General features: G+C 55.3%; 13 protein-coding genes. 12 read left to right on the top strand and 1 reads right to left on the bottom strand.

All coding sequences use genetic code 11. The annotated features are described in order from the left end of the window. The 9 genes from JUE30_RS05360 to JUE30_RS05400 all read left to right on the top strand — a co-directional run. A partial coding sequence (locus JUE30_RS05360) for a phage tail spike protein (RefSeq protein ID WP_203623953.1) occupies window positions 1-2,276 on the top strand: 2,276 nt, incomplete at its 5' end. Between the two features lie 9 nt (window positions 2,277-2,285). After that, a complete protein-coding gene (locus JUE30_RS05365; RefSeq protein WP_203623954.1) occupies window positions 2,286-2,630 on the top strand; it encodes a phage infection protein in 345 nt (114 codons plus the stop codon). Between the two features lie 20 nt (window positions 2,631-2,650). Continuing rightward, entirely contained in the window at window positions 2,651-2,758 is a 108-nt protein-coding gene (locus JUE30_RS05370; protein WP_239061366.1) for an XkdX family protein, read from the top strand. A gap of 29 nt (window positions 2,759-2,787) precedes the next feature. Then, a complete protein-coding gene (locus JUE30_RS05375; RefSeq protein WP_203623956.1) occupies window positions 2,788-3,078 on the top strand; it encodes a hypothetical protein in 291 nt (96 codons plus the stop codon). Continuing rightward, window positions 3,071-3,517, top strand: a complete 447-nt coding sequence (locus JUE30_RS05380; RefSeq protein WP_182628877.1) for a phage holin — start codon at window positions 3,071-3,073, stop codon at window positions 3,515-3,517. The genes JUE30_RS05375 and JUE30_RS05380 overlap by 8 nt, the downstream gene beginning before the upstream one ends. A gap of 10 nt (window positions 3,518-3,527) precedes the next feature. Beyond that, window positions 3,528-4,850, top strand: a complete 1,323-nt coding sequence (locus JUE30_RS05385; RefSeq protein WP_203623957.1) for a GH25 family lysozyme — start codon at window positions 3,528-3,530, stop codon at window positions 4,848-4,850. Window positions 4,851-5,454: 604 nt separating this feature from the next. Beyond that, window positions 5,455-6,084 (top strand): pentapeptide repeat-containing protein, encoded by a 630-nt coding sequence (locus JUE30_RS05390; RefSeq protein WP_203623958.1) that lies wholly within the window; start codon window positions 5,455-5,457, stop codon window positions 6,082-6,084. Window positions 6,085-6,101: 17 nt separating this feature from the next. Then, a complete protein-coding gene (locus JUE30_RS05395; RefSeq protein ID WP_203623959.1) occupies window positions 6,102-6,773 on the top strand; it encodes a CPBP family intramembrane glutamic endopeptidase in 672 nt (223 codons plus the stop codon). 89 nt (window positions 6,774-6,862) lie between these two features. Beyond that, complete coding sequence (locus JUE30_RS05400; protein WP_203623960.1) at window positions 6,863-7,639, top strand: CPBP family intramembrane glutamic endopeptidase; 777 nt, start codon at window positions 6,863-6,865, stop codon at window positions 7,637-7,639. A 157-nt stretch (window positions 7,640-7,796) separates the two neighbouring features. Here JUE30_RS05400 and helD read toward each other — a convergent pair whose 3' ends face one another. Then, entirely contained in the window at window positions 7,797-10,100 is a 2,304-nt protein-coding gene (gene helD, locus JUE30_RS05405; protein WP_203623961.1) for an RNA polymerase recycling motor HelD, read from the bottom strand. A gap of 142 nt (window positions 10,101-10,242) precedes the next feature. Between helD and JUE30_RS05410 the strand changes: the two genes are divergently transcribed. From JUE30_RS05410 to JUE30_RS05420, 3 genes are read left to right on the top strand one after another with little or no spacing between them, the layout of a single operon-like run. Continuing rightward, window positions 10,243-11,775 carry an ABC transporter permease/substrate-binding protein gene (locus JUE30_RS05410; RefSeq protein WP_203623962.1) on the top strand — a complete coding sequence of 511 codons (1,533 nt, stop codon included), beginning with the start codon at window positions 10,243-10,245 and terminating at the stop codon, window positions 11,773-11,775. Further along, window positions 11,775-12,716, top strand: coding sequence for an ABC transporter ATP-binding protein (locus JUE30_RS05415; RefSeq protein WP_203623963.1), 942 nt, complete (start codon window positions 11,775-11,777; stop codon window positions 12,714-12,716). The genes JUE30_RS05410 and JUE30_RS05415 overlap by 1 nt, the downstream gene beginning before the upstream one ends. 13 nt (window positions 12,717-12,729) lie before the next feature. Then, window positions 12,730-14,055, top strand: a complete 1,326-nt coding sequence (locus JUE30_RS05420) for an NAD(P)/FAD-dependent oxidoreductase (RefSeq protein ID WP_203623964.1) — start codon at window positions 12,730-12,732, stop codon at window positions 14,053-14,055. Window positions 14,056-14,257 lie beyond the last annotated feature (202 nt).

Below are 14,257 nucleotides of genomic sequence, written 5' to 3' on the forward strand. Positions count from 1 at the left end.
GCATTGCTGGAATTAACCATGGTCACTTTAGGGTAGCTGGCGAATTAGAAACGCAGTCGACCACAGTTGCCACGACCCTGTTCACAGGGACTTTGTACTATGAAAGCGGATATGCTGAGCAGGCCGTAGCGATGTGCGCTGACACTAATTATCTTCTGTATCAAGATGAGAGCCGCAAGGGTCACTTCATCACCATTTCTGGGATAACAGATGATGGTCAAAATAGCATATCATTCTCTGGAATGGACGCCGGTAATGACCTGACAGACGAAGTGGTGCCAGAATATACTGCTGCTAAAGCCATGACCTTTGAACAATACTTCAATCAATTTTGCGCAGACAGTGGTTGGGAAATCGGCGTTAACGAGATTCCATCTAGTGTTCGCACTCTTACATTCTCTAGCGAGCAGTCTTCGTATGACCGTATGAATTCTGTGGCTAAAGAATTTGGCGTAGAGATATACTACTCATTCCAAATTGAGGGGACAACACCTAAGCACCTTTATCTAAATGTTGTTCACCAACGAGGCGCCGATAACAGTGTGACACTTCGGGTTGGTAGCGAATTAAACAAGATTGAAGTAACTAGCGATTCAACCGGCCTTTTGACTTCAATTTATGCGCGTGGTGCTACTCCAGATGGATCTGATTCACCAATCACGCTAAAAGGTTACAAGTGGACTGACCCAGATGGCCGCTATGTCCTGTACAGCGATGGGACGCTGCTTGATACGGTTGCTAACCGCTCATACTCACGGCTGCGTAAGAAGTCAACACCAGACCCGCATGGGTCATACTTGAACCAGTGGCGTGATTATGAAGCTACTACGCAAGCAGACCTATTACAGTCGGCACTGAGCGACTTAAAGCATTATGCAGCACCAGTTACCAACTATACAGTAGACTTCGCATTCATTCCGGACAACATCAGCATTGGCGATACGATTCATGTGGCAGATGAAAAGCGAAATCTGTATGTTTCAGCACGAGTGCTTGAGATTTCTCGCTGCTATTCCTTGCCAAGTTCAAGCACCGCTACACTAGGCGATTATAAAATAGAAGCAGATAAGGTTTCAGTAGCCCTCAAGACGGCGGCAAAACTAGCACAAGCAACAGCCAGCACCGCTAAAGCCACTGCAACACAGGCATACTCCGCAGCTAATGAGGCAGCTAACGATGCGACGGATGCTAAGGAGACTGCGACTAGTGCACAAACCACAGCTAACACCGCTCAGACTAATGCAACAGCTGCTCAAACAACTGCCAACGCTGCTCAGTCTACTGCCACAAACGCTGCTCAAGTTGCCGAAAAAGCGCAAGCAACGGCCAAAGCTGCACGAACCTTCATGAAGTCGGCTACTGCGCCTGACACGACTAATTTGCCAGTTAACGCCGTATGGATTACACCAGCAACGACTGACAGCAATGGTAACACGGTAGCCGCATCTGCAAAGACTTGGGACGGGACCAATTGGCAGAATACGCCAATCGAGTCAAGTCTAATCGCAGAGAACATTGTCGGAAAAAACATTACTGGCTCCACATTTGGCAACACCTCGGGGACCTTTAGCATTGATGAAGGCGGCAACATAACTGGCGCAGTAATTTCGGGCTCCGAGTTTATCAGTAGCTTCAAGAATGCGCCGGTTGACGAGAGCGACTTCGCAGACATCACCGACCCGACCGGCCAAGACATGCTCACAAAGGGTACTGGCACGGCGAAGATGGGCGATGGCTACCTGACCGTTGACGGCACGATTGATGGTAGTAGCGGCAGTACCCTTCAAACCTTCCACACGGAGGTTGGCCCAGCGGGATACCTGTCACGGCTTTATACGGGTGGCACCGCCGAAAGTAACATTTCCGCGGCGGCACAGCTCTATCTGGGGCATCTATTACTGTCCAACCTAGACACCAGTGGAAAAAAGGTAAGCGGATTCCTGAACGGTGAGATGCTCCAACAGCTCGACAACAGTGGAACGGTGATTTGGACCGGGAGCACATACCTACTTAACACGACGACGATTACACCTACCATTCCAATCACTGACTGCTTCTCCGGGTGGCTACTGTGCTGGGCTAATGCGGGTACGCCGCTAACTGACTTTTTCAACTACACGTTGATCTCGCGCGCATTCGTCACAGCTCATCCCGGCCACCAGCACAAGATCAAGCTAGTCAACGGCGATAAGTTCTTTTACGTGTCTACGCAGCAAATTGGGGGCACGGCACAAAACAATGGCGGGTCTGCACTTGTTGAAGTTGTCGCGATATAGGAGGCGGACATGGAAAAAGAAAAAGTGATTGTGCTTCTTGAACTCGATGCAGACGGCTACATCACCGGCTACCAGCAGGAGTTCTGGGACGGCCGGCAGTGGCAGACACCATTCGATACCACGAACGCAGTGGAAGTGGCTCCGGGCGACCTTGACACAATCGTCACGGGGGCAACCAAGCTCATAAACGGCAAGCTGGTGGTCGATGAGGCCAAACAGGCAGAGCTTGAAGCAGAAGCCAATAAGGTGATTCCCACGGCCGAACAGCAGATGATCAATGCACTGGGCTTGCAAAACGCGCAATTGGCGGCACAAGTCACCGCGCTCACCGAAAAGTTAGGGGGCGAGAGCTGATGCGATACTTTGTAAAACAGATGTACACATGGGGTTGCCCGATAGAGGGCTATGTAGAATCTGGAGCAATCACGTCTGATGAGTACAAGCAGATTACAGGCACTGACTATGTCGCCAGCAAAAGCTAGCGGCTATTTTTGTGTAAGGAAGTGAGAAAGTGACATTTTTTGGATACACGATTGGTGACTGGGCGGAGTTCATATCAATCATAGGGGTGGGCGTGAGCGCGGGCAGCTGGCTGTTCAAAAAGATTGCCTTGGATCCGTTACGCTACGATATTCAATTGCTTTCAGAGACGATTAATCGACAGCTCAAGCTACACGAACAATCGCTGGCAGACTTGAATACTCATCTGAAAACGCATGATGAAGAGCTTGGCAGTCACTCGGTTAGGATTACTCGATTGGAAGACCATGTAGGCATCAAAGGAGATAATGATGATGAATAATTGGACAGATCTTGTAGTATCACTTGCAGTAGCAGCAATCCCGATCATTGGGGCTTGGATCTCAAAACAGTTGCTGGCTAACAAGCAAGCGCTGACTTTGGTAAAGGTATTAGGCCCATTAGCAAACGCGGCCGTAACAGCGGCAGAACAGCTCGGTGTGACACAGGCGATTGACGGTGCGGTCAAGAAATCGACTGCCATTCAGGCTGTGAAAGACGGCTTGAAGTCGCTTGGTTTCACCAGCACAGACGAGCAGACAATTGCCAATGCAGTTGAACAATCTTATGCGAATTTGAAAGACAGCCTAGCAGAAACCTATCCGCAAAAGACAGTCGATCAGGAAGCATCTAATCAAGACAAGGTAGCGGCCGCAGCTCAAGCAGCCGCAGATGCAGTTAAGGCTCAGCTGGCACCATCATCTGTTGCTCCACAGCAATAAGGAGGGCACCATGAAATTAAAGAATAAACTCATTGCCTCGGTAGTCGCCATCTTGGCGGCTATTTCTTTTGCCTTGCCAACGCAGGTTCGTGCAGCAAAGGGAGACATTGTCCTTGATTGGTCGGTTTATCAAGGCAATTATGGTAAGTATGGCAACGCTCCAAGTAAGGCAGTCATTGCTCAGGTAGGGGGCACCTATAACGGCCTATATGTCGTACAGAGCACTTATCGCACTCAGGTAAGCTCAGCTATTGCGGCCGGCAAGCACGCCCATACCTATATCTGGTATCAAGTTGGTGGTAGTATCCCTGTTGCTAAAGCGGCGATGGACAAGTTTTTGCCGATGATACAAACACCAAAGGGTTCTATTGTGGCCCTGGACTATGAGGCCGGTGCATCTGGCAACAAGCAGGCTAACACTGATGCAATTATCTATGGCTTGCAGAGAGTTAAAGCTGCTGGATACACGCCAGTTCTGTATTCAGGTAAGTATTACTTGAACGACCATACCTACTACTCACAGATTAATAAGGCCTTTCCAACTAGCCTATGGATTGCTTCCTACCCAACGACAAGGACAGTCACAGCTCCGAACTTTAACTACTTCCCGTCAATGGACGGCATCAATATGTGGCAGTTCACAGATGCTTATAGCACCCCTGGCTTGGATGCCAGTGTTGATCTGACAGGTATTACTGATAATGGCTACGGCAAGAGCACGACCACGGGGACGGGTAAAGTGATTGTTAAGCCTGATACGAAGACACCAGCTACTAATGCCGGTCAGAGTGCTAACAATACCCACAAGTCTAGCATCTCCGCAGGATATGCGGTAAAGGTAAACTTAAGTGCCAAGCGCTATGCAAACGGCACAGCCATTCCTAATTGGGTGAAAGGCAGAACTTACAAGGTCATTCAAACTAGCGGCAATAAAGTGCTGCTGGGCTCAATCATGAGCTGGGTCAACCGGTCAGATGTTGAAATCCTTCAAACCGCCAGTCAGGCACGTTCTGTGCTGACGGTAGACGGATACTGGGGCCGTGAAGTGACGGCCGCATTGCAGCGTCACGAAGGCACGACCGTTGATGGCATCATCAGCGGACAGATCCGCACCAACAACGTGCGTGGCGTGCAGATTGGCCGTGGTGGTTCTCGTGTCATTGCCGCGATGCAGCAGAACTTGGGAGTTCGTGTAGACGGATACCTTGGCCCGCAAACCATCAAGGCCATGCAACGGGCTCTCGGCACTAAGCATGACGGCGTGATTAGCAATCGTTCCCGCATGGTAATTGTCTTGCAGGAGCGACTCAATGCAGGCACGCTTCCTTTCTGATATCTAAATGGATCGATTTAGAACCATTTTGAATTAGCCTCACTCGCTTCGGCGGGTGGGGCTTTTTGTTGTCTTAGTATGCCGCTGATGATAAACTAGAAGTACCCCAGAAATGGGGTGCCCCGCTACCCACTGACTCTTGCGCCAAGAGCAGATGTGATGGCCTCACTCGCTTCGGCGGGTGGGGCTATTTTTGTGCGGTCCAAATTGGCATATTGATATGATGTACTAAAACGGCATTGTATATCATCGAATGATTTTTTTAAAATGGAGTATCGTTTCTCACGGCCTCACCCTTTGCGGGGTGGGGCTATTTGTTTTGTGTTATGATTACATCGAGTAAAAGATGAATCATCACCAGGGACGGACCAGTCAACCGGACCATCTTTCACGCCTTCCGTCTGCCGGAAGGTTTTTATTTTGCGCTGAGTTGCGTGCCGTTAGGCAATCTGATTTCAGTTGAACAAGCCTATGTTGGACATAAGTGGGACAGAATACGTCGTTGACGCCTGTGGGGCGGCAATGTTAGAATCCGGTAAACGGCTGCGGTGGCCCGACAGAGATGTCGGGCCTATTTTTTCGCCATTTTTAAAAGTATGCTAGGATGGAACTCATAATTGACAAGGCGGTGGCAGCGATGATCAAGGGGCAGACCCTGAGCCTAGACGAGGTGCAAGAGGACCAGACGTACAGCGGCTGCAGCTTGACGGTGTCCAGCGAAGACATTCGACTCTCCGGCGTGACGTTCGCCAACTGCCGCTTTGCGCAAACCGATTTTCGCGGCGGCGAGTGGCTGGATTGCACCGTGAAAGGCAGTCGCTTTCTCACCGCGGATTTCACCGGCAGCGTGATGTACCGCTGCCGCTTTGAAGGCTGTCAGCTGATGGGCGCCGACTTCACGCGCAGCACTTGGCGCGAGGTGACGGTGCAGGACTGCCAAGCCACATACTTGATCCTGGCCGAGGCCAAGCTCAAGAACGTCCAATTTGTTGACACCAAGCTGACCGAAAGCAGTTTTCAGGCCGCCAGCATGGTTAAGCCCGGACTCAAAATTTTCGGCGGCGACGTGACCGGTGCGGATTTTTCCGACGCCAAGCTTTCGCAGGTCAACTTGGCCAAAACGCGCTTTGACAGTCTCTTGTTCACGCCGGCGCTGCTGCAGGGGCTGAAAATCAACCAGTTTCAGGCGGCGGTGATCGCCGGCAGCTTGGGTGCGGACATCGTCGCCGAGTGACGCGAAGGAGGATAGCCATGATTAAAACCACACTGAAGCGCCTCGGCATCGTCTTCTTGCTATTTCTGGCATACAGTTACGCCGAGTACATGGTGCTGGTGCCAACGCTTCGCTCCCACGGGCGCGCCGGCACGCTGGTGGTTGCCGGCCTGTTCACGGTGGTGTTCGGGATTCTGCTGCTCCTGCTTTGGCGCACCTACCAGTGGTTCCTGAGCAAAGAGGATGCCGCGCACTGGCACCGTAAACCACTGGATTTAAAAATGGTCGGGTTTGAGGCGCTGATGGTGCTGCTGATGTACGGGGTGCAAATCGCCGGCGGGCTGCTGCAGGCGCACGGCGCGACTAGCGAGCCGGCGAACCAAAGCAGTCTGATGGCGATCATGCAGCAGGCGCCGCTGGCCATGACGCTGATTGCCTGCGTCGGCGGCCCGGCTGTTGAGGAGCTCTTATTCCGAGGCCTGCTGATGCACAGCTTCCCGCACCAGGAAAAAATTGGCTGGCGCGTGGTGGCTGTGGTCCTGTCCTCGATGGTCTTCGGCTTGGCGCACACTTCTTTCACTGATCCGCTCAATTGGGCGATTTACAGTGCTCTGGGCGCGGTTTTCGCGCTGACCTATGCCTACACCGGCGACATTCGGTACTCGATGTTCCTCCATTTTTTGAACAACCTCGCGGCGCTGATGCTGTGAGACGAACGTCCAGCTGCCCTGGGCGGTTTTTTATTTGGCAATCCGCGTGCTGAGGGGCAAAATGAAGGCGATGAGAAAGGGTGGGGAAAATGGATTTCTTTAAGCCGCAGGTCAAACACTTTGGGTTTAAAATGGCGGCAATCATCGTGGCCGGTATCGTCGGGATCTTTGTGGAAATGCTGCTGACGGCTAGGCTTGGCCTGAACGGCGACACCTGGGAGAGCCTGGGTGAAATTGCCGGCGGGCTGGTGATGCTGACCCTTGCGATGTGGTGGCTGCACCTGCCGCTGCTGGCTAAGCCGCAACACGTCCGCCTCGGGATTTTGGCGGTGATGACCATGCTGGTCGTCGGCTGCCTGGATTACGGGCCACTGCCAACGTTTTCGGCGCACCGGCTGGGGCGGGCGGTACTGTTCGGGCTGTCCGCTGGCATTTTTGAGGAGGTAATAACGCGCGGTCTGCTCTTGTTTCTCTTTTATCGCCACACGCCGCGGCACCTGTCAGCGTTTTGGTGGAGCGGGGTGATGTCCGCGTTGTGCTTTGGGGCGATTCACCTGACCAATTTGGGCAGCAACCAGGATCTGAAGCAGACGCTGATCCAGGTGCTGTACGCCACGGCCTTGGGGCTGGGCGCCGCCGGCATTTACCTGCTGACGCACAACCTTGGGTTCACCATTTTTCTGCATGCCTTCTTTGACGCTTTCTCCTACTATTTCTCCCCGGGCGGGGCCAGTGCCGGCTCTTACATTGGGGATAATTGGCAGGACCAGCTGTTCCTCTGGGTCATGGTAGTGGTCCACCTGGCAGTGGGCATCTACCTGATTTGGCTGGTCAGTCGCGAGGCCAAACACCGGGCAGTATCATAAAAACGAGAGGCTGAGACATCAAGCGGTTTTAGCCCAAAGCAAAAGCGCCCCTGCACCACGACTCGTTTTTAGAATCGCGGTGCAGGGGCGTTTGTGCACTTGGGCGTTGCTTGATGGAACGCGACTAGGCAATTTTGTCTCAGTCGCCTCGTTTGCGTTAGTGAGCCGGATTTGAGGCAGCCGCATGGTCCGCGGCGTCGATCGTTTCGTACAAGTCCTTGGGCAGCGCCGCAACCAGCGGGCTCGGCCGGTCCAGCGCGATGAGGATCAGGGTGTGCAAGGCGCGGGACGCCAGGGTGTACAGGACGTCGGCGTCGCTGGCCTGGTCGTAGGTGCCGGCGGAAATGTCAAAGCCGACCACCGCGTCGAACTCCAGGCCTTTAGCCAGGTAGACCGGCAGAATGACGCAGTCGGCGTGGAGCTGATGGTCGCTTGCCGTTAGTAGCTGCACCGGCACGTCGAGTTGCAGCGTGGTGAACAGCTGGGCGGCCTGGGCCGCGTCGCGCGTGAGCACGGCCACCGTCGTGTTGGTTTCCAACAGCTGGTTGAGGGTGCGAATCAGCCCGGTGCGGTAGGCATTTTTGGGCACGGTCACGAGTTGCGGCTTGGTGCCGCCGCGGGTGAAGGCCTGAATGTGGTCGTTGACCGGCAAGAGAGCCTTGGCGAAGTTGGTAATCGGCAGAGTCGACCGGTAGCTGCGGTTGAGGTTGATCAGGCGCACTGAACTGGTGGCAAAAACCGCTGAGATCTCGTGGATGAAGTCGCTGGGCTGATAGTCGGTCGTGAACACATCCTGGCGCGCGTCGCCGAGCAGGGTGAGCTTAGCCTTGGGAAAGGCGAAGTGGAGGTAGCGCAGCTGGGCCATCGAGTAGTCCTGCATCTCATCGATGAAGACGTACTGGATCGCGTGATTTTGCCCGGAGCCGGCGATCAGGTCGCGCAGGTACAGCACTGGGGCGGCGTCGGCCAGGCGCAGAATGTGGGCCTCAAGGTCGGTTTGGTAGGCGCGGCTCATTTCGGCCCAGACGTTGCCGGCGACCGGCGGCTGGCACTGCGCCAGGAAACGGGCATAGTCCTGGTAGGGGTCGAGGAAGTAATCGTTGTAAATCGCATCGTAAACCGGCGAAAAGGCGTCCTTAACCAGCTGGGTGGCGATGTAGCGCTGCTCATCTTCGCCGTTTTCAAAGCGCTTATCGCCTAAAATGTCGCGGGCTTCGCCAGACGACAGGCTGCCCAGGCGCTCCTGCACCCAGTCGTCGTAAATCGCGAGCTTGATGCGGGTCTTGAGCCGTTTGATCAGGGCGTTCTTGGTGTCGAGGAATTTGTTGGCCGCAGTGGCTTGGGCCGGCTGGCTGGCAAAAATCTTCGTGATGGTTTTGGCGGAGAAGAAGACCTCCCCGTTCAATGTGATATCGATGAAGTACGGGATGCGGCCTGGCGTGTTGGCGTAGGCCTTCAGCTCATCGAGGTAGCTGGCGCGCTCCTTGTAGCGGCGGATTGCCTTGGCGGCTTCAGGCAGACTTTCGTGGTCGCGCTCGTAACGTTCAAACAGGGTCTCGACGTGCAGCCCGGAGAAGCGCTTGGCCAAAAACTCGGCGAGCGTCGCCTGGCGCATGTTCTTTTCCCCCAGCGACGGGAGCACTTCGGAAATGTAATTAGCAAAGAGCTGATTGGGTGAGAACATCACCATTTGGTCGGCGTCCAGGTCCTTTTGGCTGTGATACAGCAGGTAGGCGACGCGCTGCAGCACCGCCGAGGTTTTCCCTGAGCCCGCCACGCCTTGCACGACCAGCAAGTCGTGCTTGGTGTCGCGAATGATGTCGTTTTGCTCCTGCTGAATGGTCGCGACGATGTTCTTCATATAAACGTCGCTTTGCGCGCCTAACACGGATTGCAGGATCTCATCGCCGACGGTTTCGTCGGTGTCGAACATGTTGGTGATGCGGCCGTGCTCAATGGTGAACTGGCGCTTGTTGACGAGCTCGACGGTTTCCGGTCCGAAGGGGGTGGTGTAGGTCACCTGCCCCAGCGTCCCGTTGTAGTATATTGAAGCAATCGGTGCGCGCCAGTCGTACACCAGAAAGTCGTCGTCCTGGTCGATGAACGTGCCCAGCCCGATGTACAAGGTGTCAGGCTCGCCGTCTTGAATGATGTCGATGCGGCCAAAATACGGCGTGTCTTGCAGCAGGCGCAGGCGCCGCTGCTCTTTTTCCAGAATCTGCTCGTTTTCGACGGCGCGGGCGACCATGGTCTTCTGCTGTTGAACAGCAGCATTGGTTTCCATGCGGTCATCGATTTCGGTGATGTTGACGCGGGTGGCATCACCGTAGGCCCGCTCAATGCGGGTGGTTTCACGGTGGGCCCGGGCCAGTTGCTGCTTGACGATGGTCAGCCGCTGCGTCAACTTGGCCCGCACGAAGTCGACGCGTGCCTGTTCTTCCTGCTTCGTCTGATTTTGCATGGACGCCCTCCTCGCTTAAAAATCGTGCAATCAGTGTAGGCTTTTTGGCCGTGGTTGTAAAGCAGCCCGGTACAAATGTTTGCTTACCAAACGTGGGAAAGTGTTATCTTTAGAGTACATAGAATTAGATACGGAGGACACTATGCAGGCATTGTGGGAGACCTTTTTAGACCAGCGCGGGACGCTGTTGACCAAGCTGGTGGAGCACCTTCAGCTGTCTTTGATCGCGCTGCTGTTGGCGCTGTTGATCGCGATTCCGCTGGGCATCTGGGCCCAAAACCATGATCGGTTTGCCGGTTTTCTGCTGCAGGTGACGGGGATCTTACAGACGATTCCCAGCCTGGCCCTGCTGGGACTGCTGATTCCCATCGTCGGCATTGGCACCGCGCCGTCGATCATTGCCCTGGTCGTTTACGCGCTGCTGCCGATTTTTCAAAACACGTACACTGGGCTGCATGAAATCGACCCGGCTTATAAAGAAGCCGAAGAAGCCTTTGGCATGAGCAAGCCGCAGCGCCTGATCAAGGTCGAGCTGCCGCTGGCGATGCCCGTGATCCTGGGCGGGGTCCGCACCGCGGCCGTTCTGATCATCGGCACTGCTACCCTGGCGGCGCTGGTTGGCGGCGGCGGCCTGGGCGACATCATCATGCGCGGAATCAACCTGAACGACCCGACGCTGACGCTGCTGGGTGCTTTGGCCTCAGCACTACTGGCGATCCTGTTTTCCTGGTTCATCTCGATGTTTTCCAAATGGCGCTGGCAGGTGTCCGCCGTGGTTTTAGGGGCGTTGGTGCTCGGTTTTGGCGGCTATGCGACCTATCAGACGGTGGCCCCAAAGCCGGAGACCATCATTGTGGCCGGCAAGCTGGGCTCTGAGCCCGAGATCCTGATCAACATGTACAAGGATCTGATTGAGCAGGCGGATGCGAACGTGAAGGTCGAACTGAAGCCGAACTTTGGTCAGACCAGTTTTCTCTACAGCGCACTTAAAAGCGATAAAATCGACATTTACCCTGAATTCACCGGGACGGTTGTCAGCAGCCTGTTGAAGCCTTCCAAGAAGCAGGCCGCGCAGATTGCTGAAGGCCAGGACCCGTACCCAATCGCCGAATCCCTGCTGAATCAGCAGGGCCTAAGCCTCGGCAAACCGATGGCCTATAACAATACCTATGCCGTCGTCGTCAAAAAGGCCTGGGCCGAGCAGAACGGGGTCACGAAGATCTCGGATCTGACCAAGCTCAACACGCCGCTGAAGGCCGGGTTTGATGTTGAATTCAACGCGCGCGAGGACGGCTACAAGGGCATCCAAAGCAAGTACGGCGTCAGTTTCACGGTCAACACGCTGGATTCCTCAATGCGTTATCAGGCGCTCAACCGCGGCCAGGTGCAGGTGACGGATGGGTACTCGACCGACTCGCAGATCCGCCAGTATCATTTGCTGGCCCTGCAGGATGACCGCAAGCTGTTCCCAGTTTACCAAGGCGCCCCGCTGATGCGGACGCAGTTTGCCAAAGATCATCCTAAGCTCACCGCCGCGCTGAATCAGCTGGGCGGTAAGATTTCTGAAGCGGATATGCAGGAAATGAACTACGAGGTCAACGTGCAGGGGAAGTCGGCCAGTGCGGTCGCCAAGACTTACCTGACCAAGCATGGCCTGTTAAAGGAGGCGCGCTGATGACCAAAGACGTCTTGCGTTTTGAACACGTGGTCAAGCAGTTTGAAGGCACTACCGCGGTCAAGGACCTGAACCTGACAATCGGCGACGGCGAGCTGTTCGTGCTGGTCGGCGCGTCCGGCTCTGGCAAAACGACCACGCTGAAAATGATCAACCGGCTGATCGAGCCGACCGACGGCAACATTTACTTTAACGATAAGCGGCTCATTGACACGGATCTGCGTGATTTAAGGTGGAATATCGGCTACGTGCTGCAGCAGATCGCCCTGTTTCCCAACATGACCGTGGCGCAGAACATTGCGCTGATTCCGCAGATGAAGCACTGGTCAAAGGAGCAGATTCGTGAAACGGTTGACGAGATGCTGACTGCGGTGGACCTGGAGCCCAAACAGTACCGCGACCGGATGCCGGCCGAGCTGTCCGGCGGCGAGCAGCAGCGGGTGGGCATTTGCCGGGCGCTGGCGACCAAACCACCGATGGTGCTGATGGACGAGCCTTTTTCGGCGCTGGATCCAATCTCGCGCACCAGCTTACAGGACATGGTGCTGCGGTTACATAAAAAAATGAAAACGACGATTGTTTTTGTCACGCACGACATGAACGAGGCCATGAGGCTCGGTGATCGGATCGCTGTCATGCGTGAAGGGGTGCTTCAACAAGTGGCGACCCCTGAAGAAATTGCCTCGAATCCAGCCAGCAACTTTGTTTCGGATTTCTTTGCCAGCGCCGCCCCAGAAGTGTTGGACACGCCGCTCATCGAACTGCGGCGGTTTGCCGACAGGAGTACTGAGGCGGGCGAGGCGCAGGAGGGCGATCCTTTGCGCGCAATTTTGACCCCGCTGGGCGAGGGCAAATCCGTGACAGTAGCGTGTCAGCAAGGTAACTTTAAGGTAAACGCGACGCAGGTGATGGCCTTTTTGGCCGACGTTGCCAAGGATTAAAGGGGGAGAACACATGCAGCAGTATGATGTGATCGTGATCGGTGGCGGCCCAGGAGGGCTTGCCGCGGCCTATCCGCTGGCTTCAGCGGGTAAGAAAGTGTTGGTCGTGGAGCGCGATTTATGGGGCGGGACCTGCCCGAACTACGGCTGCGACCCGAAGAAAATGCTATACAGTGCGGTGCAGGCCAAAACCTACGCCGCGCGCATGACCAAGGCAGGGCTGAACGGCATCCCGGACATCAACTGGCCCAAGCTGATGGCGTTTAAGCGCGCCTACACGCGCACGGTGCCGAGCGGCACGCGCAGCGGGGTGACTGGTGCCGGCATGATGGCCGTTGATGGTGAAGCGCGCTTTATCGACGAACACACCATCGCGGTCGGTGAGGATATGTACGAGGGGCAGGATATCATTATTGCCACTGGCGTGCAGCCCGTTTTGCCTGACATCAGAGGCCGCGAGCTGATCGCCACCAGCCGCGACTTTCTCGACATGGATCACTTGCCTCAGCACATCGCCTTCATCGGTGCGGGCTATGTCAGCATGGAGTTGGCCAACATCGCCGCAGCCGCTGGGGCGGAAGTTGACGTGATCATGCACGGCGACCGCGCCCTGCGCGGCTTTCCCGCAGCGGCGGTCGATGCGCTGCAAAAAGCCATGCAAAATGAACACATCCACTTCCACGAAAACATTGAACTTAAGCGGGTCGATGAGACACCACAGGGCACGCTGCGGCTGCAGGCCGATGGCTTCACCCTAGACGTGCAACGCGTCTTTGCGGCGATGGGGCGGCGGCCGGACGAGCAGCTGCACCTCAACCGGGCGCACGTCAAAACGACGGCACGCGGCATTGTCGTGAACGAGTTTTTGGAAACCACGACGCCGCACATCTACGCGATTGGGGACGTTGCGGCCACCAGCCAGCCTAAGCTGACGCCGGTAGCGGGCTTTGACGGCCGCTATGTCGCGGAACACCTGCTGGGCAGCGCCGCGCCGATTGCCTATCCGGCGATTCCAACGACGGTGTACGGCAGCCTGGAAATTTCCAAAGTCGGCGTGTCCCCAGAGTCTGCCGCCGGAGATGATCGTTATGTGGTGAAAAGCGAGGACGTGACCCACTGGTACACTTACAACCGGACCCAGGAGACTTTTGCCTCGGTGACCGTGGTTGAGGAAAAGGCGACCAACCTGATTGTCGGCGCCACTGTGGTCTCAAGCAGCGCGGAGTCGCTGGTGAACCTGCTGACCATGGCAATCAACACGAAGACTCCTGCGGATCAGGTGCAACGGATGGTCTTTGCCTACCCGAGTGAGGCCAGCGACATGGACTACCTGCTGTAATCCGGTTTGATTTTGGCATTGCCCGTGCTATCATTAACCTATATTCGCGTCAATGCGGGTGATGAGTAGCTGAGGGCAATTGCGTGCAGGAAGTCGACGATACTGAAAAGTCGGCCGCAGCTTTCAGTGAATTGGCTCACCCAAGGCGCTCGGTGGGTGCGCCTTAAGCCGCTTGAGAGTGCCGGTTTAGTCCGGTGAAGTT

Origin of the sequence: Lacticaseibacillus sp. 866-1 (assembly GCF_016861825.1) — a bacterium.
Classification (GTDB): domain Bacteria; phylum Bacillota; class Bacilli; order Lactobacillales; family Lactobacillaceae; genus Lacticaseibacillus.